Below are 16,288 nucleotides of genomic sequence, written 5' to 3' on the forward strand. Positions count from 1 at the left end.
TTCAGCGCCGATGGTACTGCAGGGGGGACCCTGTGGGAGAGTAGGACGCCGCCGAACAATCTTTGTGGGAAAGCCCCGCACCGTATGGTGCGGGGCTTTCCTGCGTTCAGGGGCCGTTCGCACCCTTCCATGTGCTGGTCGTCTGCGCCGGCTCTACGGGTTCATCTGTCGAGGCGTCAGAGGGGCGGACGGATAGGAATTCTGGGTCGGTAGAGGGGGCCTGAGGGCGCAGGGTGGCGGCCGCGCCGCCGCTCGGGTTCGTCTCCGTTGCTTATGCCGCTGCTACACCGCCCTGCCAGATTCCCTCTGTCCCGCAGAAAGCCCTCTGCGGGAGCGGGCTGGACACAAGACGGCAAGAGCGCCCCGACAGGACGCGCCGGTGGTACGTCGGGGTGGTGCCGCAGTAGATACCGCGGCTACTGCGGCGGCCTCTTGAAGTCGCGTCAGTCGGCAGAGTGCGTCACGTAGCCGTCGCCCCTGCCCCTATTACTCTCTTCGGGGACGGAAGGACGCCGGGCGGAGTTCTGCTGCACTCCGGTCGCCTGGGCGATCTCCTCCTGGCTCAGGCCGGTCAGCCGAACGACATCCGATTCCTGCCCGGGCGAAGTGAGTTCGGCCAGCCGTAGAAGGGCCCGTGCCAGCCGGACGACCAACGGGAAGGTCAGCAGTTCAGCGCGATGTGCGTCGGACTCCCGTAGTCGGAAAAGGGCTTGGCGCATCAAGTCCATGATGAGCCCACGCTGATCGATGAAACGGCGGAACCGTTCCGCCTCCAGAACGACAGCCGTGCAGGGGGTAAGCGCCACCACTTCCGCCGTGCGCGGAGTGCCGTTGAAAACGGACACCTCTCCGAGCAGGTCGCCCGGCCCTCGAAAGGCCAGCCAGGTCACCATTCCGCCCGGTTGCCGACACACGACCTTGGCGAGCCCTTCGGTGAGAGCGAGCAGGTACGTCCCTGAGGAACCCTGTCTCAGCATCACGCTGCGTCCAGGAAAGGTGCGAGGCACCCCCTGGGCCAGCAGTTCGCGCCATGTTTCGCCCGTCAGCAATCGCCTTCTCCGTCCGCCTGGCTGTCCCTGAAGCACGTCCGCGGCTCAGGTCGCTCAAGAACTGAGGCTTCGACGGCGGACACGGAACGTGTACGTGGTGCCGTTCTCATCCGTCTGGCGGCCCCAGCCACCGGTGACTGCCATGTCCCAACCTCGCTGCTCCCTCATCTGCGCAGCGAAGGTGCGGCGGGCGTTGACGGAACATCCACAGGCGAGGCGTAGGTCGATGCTGACGTACTGGCTGCGAGGATTCGACTCGCGGGCCGTCAAAGCCCATTCCACGTCGTGGACGTGGTCAGCGAGGCCAGTTCGCCCTTCATCATGGACGATGCCATGTGCGCGGGCGAATTCGTCCAGATCGTCAATGGCGAAGAGGTCGCTTCGCCATTGCCCGGGCCAGACAGCGAAAAGGCGGGATTCACCGGCGAGCGCCCGTTGATAGGCGTCAGTTCTCGCGCCCTGGGTGACTCTGCCGTCCTTATGGACCTCGATGTAACAGGTGGTGCCCAGTGTGTACGGGAAGTCTTTGCCGGCGGCGGCAGCGCTTCTCGGTTCCATGGATCCCCCCCCAGATCCCGTGGTGATCGTGCGCCTACGTTACGACAGCGGCCGGAGCGCCGACGCTGCCTTCGGCATGTTCAACTGCCCGGCTGTGGAAGGTCTTCACCAGGACGTTCTGCAGGCTGAGGGCGCGGCTGCTGGAGTTCTAGGCCCGCATATCCGCCAGGCTCTCGGTGACGGCTTGCGCGTAGTTGGCGAGGAGTTGCGTCAGACGGTCGTGCTGAGCGGAGAGCTGGTCGTACTCGTCCATTTCGGCAGGTGTCCAGGGCGTCCCCGTGTCTTCCAACTCGGACATACGCAGGCTGGCCATGGCCGCACTGACGACTGCCCGGGCCGCGTTCAGCAGGCGGTCCGCGGTTTCGCGGGGGGCGCGGCCGAGGAGGGCATCGAGTTCGCCACCGGCGGGAAGCGTCGGAATGCGGAGCTCAAGCCAGCAGTCTCCCCAGAGGCGACGGCGCCGCGCCTCCGGATCGTCGTCGTCCACCACCTCGATAGCGTCTGTCCCACTTCGCTGAATGGACACGCCGGAACAGGCTGCCAGATCGGTGATCATGGTGGAGAGGCCGTCGTCGGTCCCGGGGGCCGTGCTTGGTTGGGGTGCGCCCAGGAAGGAGCCCAGCTCCAGTAGCTTTCGCGTCTGCTCATCCACGCGAGGCAGGACCGCCAGGTCCTCATCGAGCATCAGGGTGTCTGGTGCGGCCGCGCCCAGCCGCGTATATGGCATGGGTGTCCCGTGGACCGCGGAGTTCCACGCCGTCACGGCTGCGTCCATCCACCAGCAGACGAATTCATGTGCGGCGTCGCGGTGCGCCTTCGCGCACTGGATGGCCAGCCTCAGACGGACAGAGAGGAGCGCGTACTCCGCGTCGTACGGCGATCCCCGGCCTTCGGCGTGCTGCTGGATGCTGGTTTCGCTTCGCTCGTTCAACTCCTCCACGCGTTGCTGCTCAGCTTGCGACTCCTTGAGGAGGACAGCCGAGCAGCGTGCCAGGGTGGACAAGGCTTCGTCGATCTCAGACGCGGTCATCGCCTGTGCTGAGGCGGACCTGGGAGTGGGAAGCGAGGGTTGGCCACTCACGTCGGTCTCCTGGAGAGTGAGGAGGTGAAGGGTGAGAGGGCTTGTGCAGCCCTCCCAGTTGCGGATCGGTCTCACGTCCTGAGGCGTGGGCTACCTGACGGACGCCGCTCCACCGCTTCTCAGCCGTTGGGGCACCGCTTGCTCAAGTCGCGGAGTTCCGGAGAGCTGTCAGGGCTGGGGTTGGGCCTTCCAAGACCGGGACAGGGAGTCATCCCAGGCAGGCTCAGCATCGTTGTCGAAGGATGCGGCCCGGCAGCCCCGGTTGCGATCCAGGTTGCAATGCACCCAGCTGTCCTCGCCCGGAACTCGCTCAATAGGTTTGTGGCAGTTCCGGCAAGTCGACTGTTGTGTGACTGAGTGGAGGTCTTTGACCAGCTCGTCGATGCGCTGAAGTAACTCGACCGCCGTCATTTCGGGGTCTTCCGATGCCAGGAGGGCGACCAGTCGGCGGGCCTTCTGAAGTGTGGACATGTTCAAACGGATCGCACCCTTCGGTCATGTCTGACGAAGCACCCCCGATCCTGCCGGACCTTGCCAGGGTGCGTCTGGGCAATGCGAAGAACACAGCGCGCCGTCACCCTGGAACCACCCCATAGCCCCCTCTGATCAGCGCATTGCCAGGTACCCACAACGCGCCGCCCCTCACCCCCACCGGACACCGTGCCGCCGCGCCGAGGCGGCGGACGCCCTCGGACAGGTCGGTGAGGTTTTCCGCGGCCTCGAAACCGAGCCTCAGGCAGGCTTCCGGTTGTTCGGCCGGGAAGCAGCGGGTGCTCGCGTGCAGGCCGTCTGCCGGCATCCGGGTGGGCGTTCAGCTCGGTAGTTCGCGCGCCAGCGGGTTCTGCCAGTACCGCGCAGCGCTCCCTCAAGTGCGTGGAGAGGGCAGCGGCTTTCCGGACACTGCTGTTCGGCGGCGGCGCGCTCGGTGGCCTGGCCGCCGGGCTCCTGACCGGCGCGCTCGGCGGCAGCGGCGCCCTGACCGTCGCGGCGTTCGGCTCCGCCGCCGTGGCGGTCGGGCTCTTCGCTTCCCCGGTCACCAGACCGGCAGCGCTGCCGTCACCGGCCGAGCACGCCGGGCGTCATCGACCGGACCTGCGGATGGCCCGGTGCCCGGCAGGAGGTGAACCTGCCGGGGCACCCGCGACGGCCGGGCGGCCACATTCCGTCCAACGATGTGCCCGGAGCGGGCGGGGCTGATAGACAACCAAGGCGAACGGGCCCCGCCTTCACCACGGGCCGCCCCACAGACCGCCCCCGAGCGACCGGAACAAGGACACCAGAGATGCTGCTGGCCGAGCAGGCATTCGTCGGGCTGAGGCTGCGTGGCCAGCAGGTGCAGGCCGTTACCACCGTGTTCGCCGACGAGGCCCGCCGCCGCTCCGCGTCCGGTCTCGGGGCCGTCGACAGCCGGGCGCTGCTCACCGTCCTGCACGACCTGCCCGTGGACTGCCCCGTACCGCTGTCCTTCCTTGACGCGCATGCTCTGCGAACGCTGCGCACCGCACCGCCCGGGGTCGTGGACCTCGCGGACGGGCCGGGCATCGCCGTACGGCGGGTCGTGCCCGCTGCCCGCGTCGAGCTGGTCCTCGTCCACGGGCCGCAAGGTATCTCGCCCCGCGCATGGGACTCCGCGGTCCGGGACGCCTCACAGTTCGCGCCGTTCTGCGCCCGCGGGGTCGTCATCACGCACCCCGGGCCAGAACCAGGGCGGCGCATGCCTGAACCGCCTGATGACCCCGAGACGGACCTGCTCCTTCTGAAGGCCCGCTTCTACGGAGTCGGCGTCGCCACCCAGGGGCCTGCGGGCCTGCGCTGGCTTCTGGAGCCCGCGCCCTATCGTCCCCGGCGTCACTCCGCCGCTCAGTGGCTCTTCCACGAGCAGGCTTGGCGTCAACTCGGCCGGGACCTGTCCTGAGCCCGGCGCCTCCCCACCATGGGCAGCGCGGGCGGACAGGGGCGGCGCCAGGACTGAAGCACCTTGGGGAAGGCGACCTCCGTATCCGTCTGGGACGCCAACAGGCGGTGGTACTCCCAGGCGTCCGCGAGCTGCTGACGCCACCAGCCGATGCGCTCGTCGCCGGGCAGGGTGGCGTCCAACTCCTCATGCAGTCCATAGAGTTCGCAGACGGTGTGCCGGAGTGCCGCAACCGTGTGGGCGTCGCTGTCCGTGAAGCGGGTGAGAGCCGCTCCCCCGCACACCGCGCAGTCGCAGGTCCACGGAGCGATGTGGGCGAACCAGTCCTGGAGCGTCGCCACGCGGTGGTAACGGAGCAGGCGCCGGACCAGTACCACCGGATACGGCTTGTGGCCGCCACCCCCGGTGCCGGGCCGCGGAGCCACACCATGGCGGAGCACGGCCGAAGCCCCGACAGCCGCACCCAGCGCCCCATGGGCCATCGCGTCGAAGGCTGCGAGGTCCGTGCGCCACAGGACGAGCCGGGGGCAGGAACGGCACAACTGCCGCAGGCCCTCGGGCGCCTGAACGCGGTCCAGCGGGTCACCGTCCGCCTGCAGGATCAGCGCCACCGGGTGTCGACATGCCTGGATCTGCTCGGAGAGGTGGGACACGCACGAGCGTCGTAACCAGCGCCAGCTGCACGGCACCAGCACCACCGTGTCCTGGCGGCGCAGCTGGTTCGCCTGACGGATCACGGCGTTGAGCACCGGCAGGTCTGCCGTCTCGTCGCCCTCGATGAAGCATGTGGGGGTGACCGCATAGGACGCCCTGTTGTCGCGCTGGCCGTCCAGGACCTCATTGAGCCCGGTGACGTCCAACTCCCGCCAGCCCCCACGCGTTTTGAGGCCGAAGGGGGCGTCGACGGAGGCGATGTGCTCGGTGTGGCTACCGTGGTCCGTGACCACGACCATCTCGGGCCGGGCGTTGCGTATCTCCCGGCACCTGACCGGTGCGGCAGCGCCGGTCAGCACCAGCCCGCCCGTGCGGGCCGGGACGTACGGGAGCACGTCGATCGCCGACCGGTCGTTGACCATGATCAGTAGGCGGTCCCGCAGCAGTTCGTCGATCCCCTCGATGCCAGGCCGCACGAGATCGTCCCCCTCACGCTCCTCAGCCACCCCGCAGGCCCTTACTGTCAGAGCCGCGAAACGGCCGGCGCAAGACCGCCTGTCTGCGGCGGAACGATTCTCGGACACCGTGGCGGGGCGGCCGTTCCTGCCGTCCGTGACCATCGACTTCGTCCCCTGTCGGCGATTCCTTGGTTATGCGGCGCCGCTCCGTACCGTTTTGGTGGTGCATTGCCCAGCGATACCGGAATGGTGGAGGCTCCGAATAACGGCCCTGACTCCTCCCGACTCCCCTGTTCTGCAGGGCACATTGATGACTCGGGCAACCACCCTCCTGACCTCCCCCTATAGCTCCCCGTAAGCACCGACGCACCGGTCGTTTTTTTGCTCAATGGTGAACAGGGAGCCCAAGGATCGGAGGTGATTCGGGCTTACAGTCCTGTTTGACCGGCTCGACGACATTGTTCTGAGGCGAGAGACGTTCTCTGGAGGAACGGGGGATCACGGTGCTGGAGGCAGCGCAGTTATCGCAGGTGAACGGCCAGGCGCAGGGAAACGGCCGAGAGTGGGTGAGCGGTCAGGGGCACGGTGGGGGCGTTCAAGGGCACGGGCACCGGGCCGCAGGGGTGTTGGGGGAGTTACCGGCCCGGCCCGTGGTGCGGGTCATGTTGGTGGCGGAGCAGTCGGTGACGCGGGCCGGGTTGCGGTCGATATTGACGGCGGCACCGGAGTTGCGGGTGGTCAGTAGTTTCGGGAATCCGAAGAAGGCCATCGAGGCGTCCCGTGAGGAGCAGCCCGAGGTCATCCTCGTCGGTACGAGGGAAGGGCTGACCGCGGACGCGGCGGCCGCGCAGCGGCTGGTGTCGGTGAACGGGGCGCCGGGGGCGAAGGCGATACTGCTGCATCCCGCGGAGACGAGTGTGGAGGTCTCGCAGGTCCTCACGGGGGGCGTGCACGGGTGTATCGATCCGGCGGTCGATGAGGAGCAGATCATCCGGGCGGTGACGACCGTGGCGCTGGGCGGTGCGGTGTTCCTGCCGGCGCCCAAGGTGCAGCCGGTCGAACTGACGCTGGCGATCGACGGGCCCAGTCCGGGCGAGGCCAGCCTGACCGAGCGGGAACGGGCGGTGCTGGGCAAGCTCGCGCGGGGGCTGAGCAACGCGGAGATCGCCACGGAGCTGTTCCTGGCGGAGGCCACCGTCAAGAAGCATCTGACCCAGGCCATGCGGAAGATCGGGCAGCCGGACCGGCTGCGGGCCGGGCTGTACGCGTATCAGCAGGGGATCTTCGAGTAGCCGGCGAGGGGTGCGGTGTTGGGGGCGCCGGGCGGCGCGGCCTGCGGGCGACGATCGGAGTATGCGCGGGTGACGATCGAGGAACCGCAAGTCTCCGAAGGTGTGTTCTGTCAGGTGTGTACCAGCGGTTAATTTTGTTTCGCTCTTTCGGTTCGGCCGGCCGCCCGATATAGGTGGCCGGCGGGCCGCATCTCGCCATACAAACAGCGGGGGACCCGTTGAGCGACTTCACCGTCAGCCATGTCGAATTCCATGTCGGGGATGCCCGGCAAGCCGCCTATTACTACCGCACCGCATTCGGCTTCCGCACGCTTGCCGAAGGCGGTCCGGAAACCGGACTTGCGGACCGCAGGTCCATTCTTCTCGGGCAGGGGGACATTCGCCTCCTGATGACGTCCGATCTGACGTCCGACGGGCCGGTGGCCCGCTATGTGGCGCGCCACGGTGACGGAGTGGCGAACGTCGCGCTGCGCACGGGGGACGCCGAGGGCGCGTTCCGGCGGGCCGTCGAGCACGGGGCGGAGGTGGTGGCGGAGCCGGCCGAGGTCGAGTACGAGGACGGTTCGGTCGCCGTGTCCGCCGCGGTCAGGGCCTTCGGAGACACCGTGCACACCTTTGTGCAGTACGGCGCGGAGGGGCAGTTGCCGCACCCTCGGCTGCAGGCGACGGGCCCCGGCGCGCAGCCCGGCGCACTGTCCGACCATGCCGCCGGCGACGCACCGCGGTTGCATTCGCTCGATCACTTCGCCGTGTGCCTTCCGGCCGGCGAACTCGCCCGGACCGTGGCCTTCTACGAAAAGGGCCTCGGGTTCGACGAGGCATTCGAGGAATTCATCGAGGTCGGCGACCAGGCGATGGAATCCAAGGTGGTGCGCAGTCCGTCCGGGGCCGTCACCTTCACGTTCCTGGAGCCCGATGTGCGGCGTAAGCCGGGGCAGATCGACACCTTCCTCGACGCGCACGGCGGCGCCGGCGTTCAGCATCTGGCATTCGGTACCTCCGATATCGCCGCCGCCGTGCCGCACATCGCCTCGCAGGGGGTGGAATTCCTGCACACGCCCGCCACGTACTACGACGCGGTGGAGGACCGGGTCGGCTCCCTCGGGGGTGATCTGGAGGTGCTGCGCGACTTGTGCGTGCTCGCCGACCGCGACGACTGGGGGCTGCTGTACCAGATCTTCACCCGCTCGCCGCACGCCCGGGGCACGTTCTTCCTCGAACTCATCGAGCGGCGCGGCGCGCAGACCTTCGGCAGCGGCAACATCAAGGGGCTCTACGAGGCCGTCGAGCGGGCCCAGGCCCTCACCGGCGCTCCATGACCGACGCCGATCCCGCCCCCCGGCCGCTGACCGTCGGCGGGTACGCCGCGCTCGCCAAGAACCGGCTGCCCCCTGCCACGTGGCACTACATCCAGGGCGGAGCCGGTACGGAGAGCACCGTTCGGGCCAACCGCGCCGCGTACCGCCGGCTCCGCCTCCGGCCCCGGGTGCTGGCCGACGTCTCCCGGTGTGACCTGTCGGCCACGGTGCTGGGGGACCCGGTCGGCGCGCCGCTCGGCATCGCGCCGATGGCCTACCACCAACTCGCCTGCGACGAAGGGGAAGTGGCCACGGTGCGGGCGGCCGGGGCGCCCGGGCTGCGGATCCCGACCATCGTCAGCATCTTCGCCAGCCGGACCTTCGAGGACCTCGCCGCACAGGCCACCGGACCGCTCTGGCTGCAGCTCTACTGGCTGCACCGGCGGGACGTGTTGCGCACGGTGGTGCGGCGCGCGGAGGCCGCCGGGTTCCGCGCGCTGGTGCTCACCGTGGACACCCCGCGGCTCGGCAGACGGCTGCGCGAGGTGCGGCACGGCTTCCACCTGCCCCCGGGCGTCGTCGCCCGCAACCTGGACGGCGAGGTCACCGGCTTCCTGCACGACCGGCAGGACGGCAGCTCCGCCCTGGCCCGGCACGCCGACGCCTTCATCGACCCCTCGCTGAGCTGGTCCGATCTGGACCGGTTGCGCGAGCAGACGCGGCTGCCGCTCCTCCTCAAGGGCGTCCTCACCGCCGAGGACGCGGCCCGCGCCGCCGGGATCGGCATCGACGGGATCGTGGTGTCCAACCACGGCGGACGCCAACTCGACGGCGCCGTCGCCACGTTGGACGCGCTGCCGGAGGTCGTGGCGGCGGTCGACGGCCGCTGCCCGGTGTTCCTCGACGGCGGCATCCGCCACGGGACCGACGTGCTGAAGGCGCTGGCGCTGGGCGCGCGGACGGTCTTCGTCGGCAGACCCGTGCTGTGGGGACTGGCCGCCGGCGGCGAGGCCGGGGCGCGCGAGGTGCTCACCCTGCTGCGGGACGAACTGGAGGACGCCATGGCGCTGGCCGGCCGCCCCTCCCTCGCCGCCCTCGACCCGGCGCTGCTGGCCCGCGGCCCGGCCGCGGCGGCACCGAACGCATCGTACGAGGACCCGGATCTTCGGAAAGGACCATGATGACCACCGAGCCGTTCCAGCTCAGCGACCACGACCGGGCGTTGCTGCCCACCGACGACGACGTGCTGTTCTACCAGGAGCACGGCTGGTACCTGTCGAAGAAGCTGCTGACCGACGACGAGGTCGACACGCTCGTGGCGGCCAGTGAGCGCTTCTACGCCGGTCACCGGGACCGGACCCTCCCGGTCCGGCCGCCGCGGCTGGCGTACTGGGAGCCGGAGAAGGGCGACGTCCACCGGCACAACGACTACATCTTCTACGAGGACGACACGATCCGGAGCATCCTGTCCAAGCCGCTCATCGGGGCGGTCGCCGCGCGCATCGCGGAGACCAGCCAGATACGGCTGTGGAACAGCACCCTGATCTACAAGCCGCCGCGGCCCGAGGACGAGGGCAACATCGTGCCCTGGCACTTCGACCGCCACTACTGGCAGACCTGCACCTCCGACGAGATGCTGACCGCCTTCATCCCCTTCCACGACTGTGACGAGGAGATGGGCACCATCACCATGGTCGACGGCAGCCACCGGTGGAAGGAGATCGGCGGCAACGACGCGACCACCAAGCACTTCGCCGAGCGGGACCGTTCCGAGCTGGACGAGATGCTGGAAGAGAACGCCGCCTTCAACAACGTCTCGGTCCGCAAGGTGCCCGTCGTCATCCCGAAGGGGCACATCAGCTTCCACCACTGCCGCACCTACCACGGCAGCGGGCTGAACCGCAGCGACCGCCCGCGCCGGGCGATCTCGTTCCACCTCCAGGACCGGACGAACCAGTGGCGGCCGTTCGAGATCTCCACCGGCGAGCGGGTCGTCTACAACAACGACGTCCTCGTCCGCAAGGACGCGGGCGGCAACCCCGACTACACGGACCCGGACTTCTGCCCGGTGCTCTGGCAGGAGCAGGCGTAATGCCGCGGCCCGGACCGGACGCCGAGCTCAGGCCGGCCGATCTGCACTCGTCCCTCTCGGACCCGCTGCTCGACGTGATGAACTTCCTCAACGAGGTCACGCTGCGGTACCCCGAGGCGATCTCGTTCGGTCCGGGCCGCCCCTACGACGGGTTCTTCGAGGTGGACCGGATCGGCGGCTACCTCGACACCTACACGCGCCACCTGGAGCAGGACCTCGGCCGCTCACCCGAAGAGGTGCGCACCGCGCTGTTCCAGTACGGGCGCACCAACGGCCAGATCCACGAGCTGGTGGCCCGGACGATCGCCCACGACGAGGGCATCCACACCGACCCGTCGGCCGTCGTGGTCACCGTCGGCTGCCAGGAGGCGATGCTCCTGGTCCTGCGGGCGCTGATCGCCGGGCCGGACGACGTCCTGCTGGTCACCGACCCCGGCTACGTCGGCATCACGGGCGCCGCGCGGGTGCTGGACGCCGCGACCGTGCCGGTACCCGAGGACGGCACCGGACTGGACCTCGACGCGCTGCGCGCCACCGTCCGGGAGCTCCGCGCCCGCGGCAAGCGGCCGCGTGCGGTGTACGTGATCCCCGACTTCGCCAACCCCTCCGGGGCGTCGATGCCCACCGGGAAGCGGCGCGCGCTGCTCGATCTCGCCGCGGAGGAGGACCTGTTGCTGCTGGAGGACAACCCGTACGGGTTCTTCAGCCGTACCGGGGAGCAGCGGCCCACCCTGAAGTCCCTGGACACCCGGCACCGGGTGATCTACTTCGGCTCCTTCGTCAAGACCTGCTTCCCGGGTGCCCGCGTCGGCTACGTCATCGCCGATCAGCCGGTCATCGGCGAGAACGGCGAGCGCACCCTGCTCGCCGACGAACTGTCGAAGATCAAGAGCATGGTCACGGTGAACACCCCGGCGATCGCCCAGGCGGCCATCGGGGGCATGCTCCTGACGCACGGGTGCCGGCTGCGCGACGCCAACAAGGACCTCATCGAGTTCTACCGCGGCACCATGGACGCGCTGCTGGCCGCCCTCGCCCGCCATCTGCCGCAGGACCGGTGGGAGGTGCGGTGGAACGTGCCGGACGGCGGGTTCTTCCTCGTCCTGACCCTGCCGTTCGCCGTCGACAACGCCTTCCTGGAGGAATCGGCCCGCGACCACGGCGTCATCTGGACCCCGATGAGCTACTTCTACCTGGGCGACGGCGGAGAGCGCCAACTGCGGCTTTCGGCCAGTTACCTGACGCCCGAGCGGATCGAGGAGGGGGTGCGCCGGCTGGCCGCGCACATCATCCAGCGGATCACCCAGGGCGCTGGATGACCGCGAACGCACTGCGCACCGTCGCCGTCGTCGGCACCGGGCTCATCGGCACCTCCGTCGCCCTCGCCCTGGCGGCGCGGGGCATCACCACCCACCTGATCGACCGGGACCGCGACGCGGCCCGCACCGCCGCCGCACTGGGCGCCGGGACGGCCGGTGCACCGCCCGGTCAGGTGGACCTCGCGGTGCTCGCGGTACCGCCCGGGAGCGTGGCCGGCGTCCTGGAGGAGCACCAGAAGAACGGTCTGGCGCGGGCGTACACCGATGTCGCCAGCGTGAAGGGCCCGCCGCTCGACGGGATCGCGGCCCGCGGCGGTGACCTGGGCTCCTTCGTCGGCGGCCACCCCATGGCCGGGCGGGAACGCTCGGGTCCGCTGGCGGCCCGGGCCGAGCTGTTCGAGGGCCGGCCGTGGGTGCTCACGCCCGACCCGGCGACCGAACCGGCCGTTCTGGGGCGGGCGCTGGAACTGGTCCGGCTGTGCGGCGCGGTGCCGGTCGTCCTCGATGCCGAGGCCCATGACCACGCCGTCGCGCTCATCTCCCATGTCCCGCACCTCCTCGCCACCTTGATGGCGGCCCGGTTGGACGACGGGGAAGAGGTGGCGCTGCGGCTCGCCGGCCAGGGGCTGCGCGACGTCACCCGGATCGCCGCGGGCGACGCCGGACTGTGGACGGACATCCTCACGACCAACGCGGAGGCCGTGGCGGCCGTGCTGGACGGGCTCGCCGGCGACCTGGACACCGTGCGCCGCGCGCTGCGCGGCCCGGACCCCGCGGAGCTGACCGGTCTGCTCGAACGGGGCAACACGGGATATGCCCGGATCCCCGGCAAGCCCGGCGGAACTGCCGTAGCGTACGCATCGGTTCGGGTGGTCCTGCGTGACCGGGCGGGTGAGCTGGCCCGACTGCTCTCCGCCGCATCGGCGGTGGGGGCGAACATCGAGGACGTCCACCTGGAGCACGCCACGGACGGCTCCGCCGGACTGGCGGAACTCCTGGTGGCGGACGGTTCGGCCGGCACACTCACGGCCGAACTCCGGCGCCGCGAGTGGACCGTCCACACCTGACGCGCCGCGCGTGATCCCCGAGCCGTACCGGGCCGGACCGGCCCTCGTCGAGCGAATCCAGGAGTACGACCGTGCGGGCAGCAGTGATGTTCGGGGCAGGGGACGTCCAGGTGAAGGAGGTGCCCGACGCCCGGATCGACCGGCCGACCGACGCCGTGGTGCGGGTCACCCACGCCGCGATCTGCGGCAGCGACCTGTGGCGCTACGGGAAGATGCCGCCGAACCCGGACGGGGTGCGGCTCGGCCATGAATTCATCGGCGTGGTCGAGGAGACCGGCGCCGAGGTCACCTCCGTACGCCGCGGAGACCTCGTCCTCGCGCCCTTCAAGTGGTCCGACGGCACCTGCGAGTTCTGCCGGGACGGGCTGCCCAACTCCTGCCTGAACGGCGGGTTCTGGGGCGGGGAGCTGGACGGCGGTCAGGGCGAGGCGGTCCGCGTCCCCCAGGCCGACGGCACCCTCCTCCCGCTCCCCATGGAACCGGACGACCCTCGGGTGCCGGCGGTGCTCGCCCTGTCCGACGTGCTGTGCACGGGGCACCACGCGGCCCGCGCCGCGCAGGCCGGCCCCGGCCGGACCGTCGCCGTGGTGGGGGACGGCGCGGTCGGGCTGTGCGGTGTGCTGGCCGCGGCCCGGCTGGGCGCGGAGCGCATCATCGTCCTCGGCCGGCACACCGCGCGGACGGACCTCGCGCGGCGGTTCGGCGCCGTGGAGGTGGTGCCGGAGCGCGGCACGGAGGCCGTCGAGCGGGTCAAGGAGCTGACCGGCGGCCACGGGGCGCATGCGGTGCTGGAGTGCGTCGGGACCGGCGCGGCCCTGCGGGACGCCCTGGACATGGCCCGCCCCGGCGGTGCCGTCGGCTACGTCGGTGTGCCCCAGGACGGCGACGGCGTCGACGTACGGCGCTTCTACCGCCGCAACGTCACCCTCGCCGGCGGCGTCGCCCCGGCCCGGGCCCACGCCCCCGAGCTCCTCCCCGACGTGCTGTCCGGACGTCTCGACGCGTCCGCGATCTTCGACCGCACGGTCGGGCTGGACGGCGTCCCGGACGGCTACAAGGCCATGGCCGGACGCGAGGCCCTCAAGGTGCTCATCCGCCCCTGAGGACCCTCCGGTCGTTGTTGTCGTCGTTGCTGTTCGTTCCTGCGCCCCGCTCCCCGGCCGTACCGGGAAGCGGGGCGCTCGTCCTGTGCCGGCCGCCGTGTGGCGTCAGCTTCCCACCGGGCTCAGCTCCCCGTTGAACACCGTCACCGCCTGACCCAGCAGGGTCACCCGGTCACCGCGCAGCTCGACGCCCACCCGGCCGCCGCGCGGGGAGAGTTGGAGACCGGTCAGCTCGGTCCGGCCGAGCCGTTGGGCCCAGAAGGGCGCCAGTACGCAGTGGGCGGCGCCGGTGACGGGGTCCTCGGGTATGCCCGCGGCCGGGGCGAAGACCCGGGAGACGAAGTCGTGATCGGCACCCGCCGGGGCGGCCGCGGTCACGATGACCGCCCGGCCGCTGAAGGCGGCCAGCGCGACGATGTCCGGGGCCAGGTCCCGCACCGCGGCGGCCTCCGCCAGTTCCACCAGCAGATCGTGCCGGGCCCGGCCGGTCCACACCGGGTCGGTTCCCAGCGCCTTGGCCAGCCCCAACGGCACCGGCTCGGCGGCCGGCGGGTCCGCCGGGAAGTCCAGGGTGATGTCACCGCGGCCGTGCCGCCGGGCGGTGAGCACCCCGCTCAGCGTCTCGAAGCGCAGGGTCGCGTCCTGGGCCGCGTCCCTGGTCGTGTGGAGCACATGGGCGGTGGCGAGGGTGGCGTGTCCGCAGAGGTCCACCTCCACCGTCGGCGTGAACCACCGCAGCCCGTAGGAGTTCTCTCCCACGCGGTGCACGAAAGCGGTTTCCGACAAATTGAGTTCGGCGGCGACCTGCTGCATCCAGGCCACCTCGGCCGGCTTCTCCAGCAGACAGACACCGGCGGGATTACCGGCGAACGGCCGGTCGGTGAACGCATCGACGATGAAGGTGCGCATGGCCTGAAGCTACTGCCGGTAAGACATCAAGAGGTGAAATGAGGGCACTTGCCGCTGTTGGTACCGCATTCCAGCGCCCATCGGAGCAGGGGGAACGGTCCGAGAGGAGCCTGTTTACGCCCCCACGCGATCACTAGGATTCAGATCCGAACGTCGAACCGCCGGCCACCGCCACGGAATCGAGGCGGCGGGCCCAGGGGGCGCATTCCGCGTCCGGAAGGGCATGCATGCAGACCACGGAAGCCAAAGTCCCGCCCTTACTTCTCGCGGTGCTCATCTCCTTGAGCGTGGGCGGCCTGATGTCCTCCGATATCAACCTCCCCGGCCTGGCGCAGACCGCCCACGCCCTGGGCACCTCCGTCTCCGCGGTCCAGGCGACCTTCAGCCCGTACCTGGTCGGCCTGCTCGTCGCCCAACTCCTCTACGGCCCCTGGTCCGACGCGATCGGCCGCCGGCGGCTCGTCATCGGCGGCTTCACGCTGTACGCGGTGGCCTCGCTCGGCTGCGCCCTCTCCCCGAACATCGCGGTCTTCGCCACCACGCGGCTGCTCCAGGCCCTCGGTGCGGGCGCCGGGCTCGTCCTCGCCCGGGCCATCGTCGGCGACCTCTACGGCCAGCAGACCGCGGCCCGCGTCTTCACCACGATCATGCCGGTGGTCGGCGCCTCACCGGCCATCTCCCCGCTCATGGGCGGCTATCTGACCACCTACCTCTCCTGGCGCGCGCCCTTCTTCCTGACCGCGCTGATCGCCCTGGTCACCGTGGTCGCCGTGGTCCTCCGGGTGCCCGAGTCGCTGCCCGCGGAACGCCGGGCACGGCGGCTGCGCACGACGGTGGGGAACTACCGCCGGCTGCTGCTGAGCGGCAAATTCTGGGGCTACGGCCTCAACCTCGGGGTGGGGTACGCCGTTTACACCGGCTATCTGGTCGCCTCACCGGTGATCTTCCAGCGCCTGGGCATGAGCACCGAGATCAACGGCTACTGCTACATCAGCATCGCCGCCGCGTACATCACCGGCAATCTCGTCTCGCGCCGCCTGGTCAAGCGCCACTCCATCGACCGGCTGCTGGTCCGGGGCCATCTGATCTTCTCCAGCGGCGCCCTGGTGCTGCTGGCGGTGGGGCTGACCGATCCGCAGACCCCCTGGCCGCTGCTGGTGCTGATGACGGCCGTGACCATCGGCAACGGCTTCCTGTTCCCGATGTCCGTGGCGGGCGGGGTGACCTCCTTCCCCGCCATGGCCGGTGCCGCCTCCGGACTGCTGGGGGCGGTCCAGATGGCGGGCGGCAGCTTCTCGTCCCTGGTCGTCAGCAAGATTCCGCCGGACATCAGGTCGTTCGCGATCCTGGTGGCGGTCCTCGCGCTGACCGGACTGACCGCGTTCCACTGCCTGCGGGCCGTCACGGCCCGTTCCGCCACCGCACCCACGTCACCATCGGCGGCCCCGCCGGCCGCACCGGTGGCCTCCGCGACACCGACCGACGAATGACCA

At 70.2% G+C, this 16,288-nt stretch carries 14 protein-coding genes; 9 read left to right on the top strand and 5 right to left on the bottom strand.

Features of this window, described 5'->3' with window-relative positions; all coding sequences use genetic code 11:
* Positions 1-443: 443 nt before the first annotated feature.
* The 3 genes from IG62_RS0123450 to IG62_RS0123460 form a co-directional block, all read right to left on the bottom strand.
* Positions 444-1,049, bottom strand: a complete 606-nt coding sequence (locus IG62_RS0123450; RefSeq protein ID WP_234326700.1) for a Crp/Fnr family transcriptional regulator — start codon at positions 1,047-1,049, stop codon at positions 444-446.
* 54 nt (positions 1,050-1,103) lie between these two features.
* Positions 1,104-1,607 (bottom strand): hypothetical protein, encoded by a 504-nt coding sequence (locus tag IG62_RS0123455; RefSeq protein WP_030806609.1) that lies wholly within the window; start codon positions 1,605-1,607, stop codon positions 1,104-1,106.
* Between the two features lie 148 nt (positions 1,608-1,755).
* The gene (locus tag IG62_RS0123460) at positions 1,756-2,637 is read right to left on the bottom strand and encodes a hypothetical protein (protein WP_030806611.1); all 882 of its coding nucleotides are present in this window, start codon (positions 2,635-2,637) and stop codon (positions 1,756-1,758) included.
* A gap of 1,333 nt (positions 2,638-3,970) precedes the next feature.
* On the opposite strand from IG62_RS0123460, the gene IG62_RS0123465 reads away from it, so the two are divergent.
* Positions 3,971-4,603: a hypothetical protein gene (locus IG62_RS0123465; RefSeq protein ID WP_030806614.1), complete on the top strand. Its 633-nt coding sequence runs from the start codon at positions 3,971-3,973 to the stop codon at positions 4,601-4,603.
* Here IG62_RS0123465 and IG62_RS0123470 read toward each other — a convergent pair.
* Entirely contained in the window at positions 4,579-5,763 is a 1,185-nt protein-coding gene (locus tag IG62_RS0123470) for a hypothetical protein (RefSeq protein WP_234326701.1), read from the bottom strand. The genes IG62_RS0123465 and IG62_RS0123470 overlap by 25 nt on opposite strands.
* Positions 5,764-6,377: 614 nt before the next feature.
* On the opposite strand from IG62_RS0123470, the gene IG62_RS43340 reads away from it, so the two are divergent.
* From IG62_RS43340 to IG62_RS0123505, 7 genes are all read left to right on the top strand, one after another.
* Complete coding sequence (locus IG62_RS43340) at positions 6,378-7,007, top strand: LuxR C-terminal-related transcriptional regulator (RefSeq protein ID WP_158795077.1); 630 nt, start codon at positions 6,378-6,380, stop codon at positions 7,005-7,007.
* Between the two features lie 218 nt (positions 7,008-7,225).
* On the top strand, positions 7,226-8,326 hold the full coding sequence (hppD, locus tag IG62_RS0123480) for a 4-hydroxyphenylpyruvate dioxygenase (protein ID WP_030806620.1): 1,101 nt from the start codon (positions 7,226-7,228) through the stop codon (positions 8,324-8,326).
* Positions 8,323-9,486 (top strand): alpha-hydroxy acid oxidase, encoded by a 1,164-nt coding sequence (locus tag IG62_RS0123485; RefSeq protein WP_051798467.1) that lies wholly within the window; start codon positions 8,323-8,325, stop codon positions 9,484-9,486. The genes hppD and IG62_RS0123485 overlap by 4 nt, the downstream gene beginning before the upstream one ends.
* Positions 9,483-10,397 carry a phytanoyl-CoA dioxygenase family protein gene (locus tag IG62_RS0123490; RefSeq protein ID WP_324604643.1) on the top strand — a complete coding sequence of 305 codons (915 nt, stop codon included), beginning with the start codon at positions 9,483-9,485 and terminating at the stop codon, positions 10,395-10,397. Before IG62_RS0123485 ends, IG62_RS0123490 begins: the two co-directional genes overlap by 4 nt.
* Complete coding sequence (locus IG62_RS0123495; RefSeq protein ID WP_030806628.1) at positions 10,397-11,716, top strand: PLP-dependent aminotransferase family protein; 1,320 nt, start codon at positions 10,397-10,399, stop codon at positions 11,714-11,716. Before IG62_RS0123490 ends, IG62_RS0123495 begins: the two co-directional genes overlap by 1 nt.
* Positions 11,717-11,727: 11 nt before the next feature.
* Entirely contained in the window at positions 11,728-12,783 is a 1,056-nt protein-coding gene (locus IG62_RS0123500) for a prephenate dehydrogenase (RefSeq protein ID WP_030806629.1), read from the top strand.
* 71 nt (positions 12,784-12,854) lie between these two features.
* Positions 12,855-13,886, top strand: a complete 1,032-nt coding sequence (locus tag IG62_RS0123505; protein WP_030806632.1) for a zinc-binding dehydrogenase — start codon at positions 12,855-12,857, stop codon at positions 13,884-13,886.
* Between the two features lie 105 nt (positions 13,887-13,991).
* Here IG62_RS0123505 and IG62_RS0123510 read toward each other — a convergent pair whose 3' ends face one another.
* The gene (locus IG62_RS0123510; RefSeq protein ID WP_030806635.1) at positions 13,992-14,795 is read right to left on the bottom strand and encodes a PhzF family phenazine biosynthesis protein; all 804 of its coding nucleotides are present in this window, start codon (positions 14,793-14,795) and stop codon (positions 13,992-13,994) included.
* Positions 14,796-15,022: 227 nt separating this feature from the next.
* On the opposite strand from IG62_RS0123510, the gene IG62_RS0123515 reads away from it, so the two are divergent.
* Positions 15,023-16,285, top strand: a complete 1,263-nt coding sequence (locus tag IG62_RS0123515) for a multidrug effflux MFS transporter (RefSeq protein WP_030806638.1) — start codon at positions 15,023-15,025, stop codon at positions 16,283-16,285.
* Positions 16,286-16,288 lie beyond the last annotated feature (3 nt).

It is taken from the genome of Streptomyces sp. NRRL S-337 (assembly GCF_000720175.1).
GTDB classification, from domain to species: Bacteria; Actinomycetota; Actinomycetes; order Streptomycetales; family Streptomycetaceae; genus Streptomyces; species Streptomyces siderophoricus.

Bases quoted from the DNA above. Each gene is read 5' to 3' on its own strand.
- IG62_RS0123510 (WP_030806635.1), bottom strand. From the start codon at position 14,795: ATGCGCACCTTCATCGTCGATGCGTTCACCGACCGGCCGTTCGCCGGT.
- IG62_RS43340 (WP_158795077.1), top strand. From the start codon at position 6,378: ATGTTGGTGGCGGAGCAGTCGGTGACGCGGGCCGGGTTGCGGTCGATA.
- IG62_RS0123455 (WP_030806609.1), bottom strand. From the start codon at position 1,607: ATGGAACCGAGAAGCGCTGCCGCCGCCGGCAAAGACTTCCCGTACACA.
- IG62_RS0123465 (WP_030806614.1), top strand. From the start codon at position 3,971: ATGCTGCTGGCCGAGCAGGCATTCGTCGGGCTGAGGCTGCGTGGCCAG.
- IG62_RS0123515 (WP_030806638.1), top strand. From the start codon at position 15,023: ATGCAGACCACGGAAGCCAAAGTCCCGCCCTTACTTCTCGCGGTGCTC.
- IG62_RS0123495 (WP_030806628.1), top strand. From the start codon at position 10,397: ATGCCGCGGCCCGGACCGGACGCCGAGCTCAGGCCGGCCGATCTGCAC.
- IG62_RS0123490 (WP_324604643.1), top strand. From the start codon at position 9,483: ATGATGACCACCGAGCCGTTCCAGCTCAGCGACCACGACCGGGCGTTG.
- IG62_RS0123460 (WP_030806611.1), bottom strand. From the start codon at position 2,637: ATGACCGCGTCTGAGATCGACGAAGCCTTGTCCACCCTGGCACGCTGC.
- IG62_RS0123485 (WP_051798467.1), top strand. From the start codon at position 8,323: ATGACCGACGCCGATCCCGCCCCCCGGCCGCTGACCGTCGGCGGGTAC.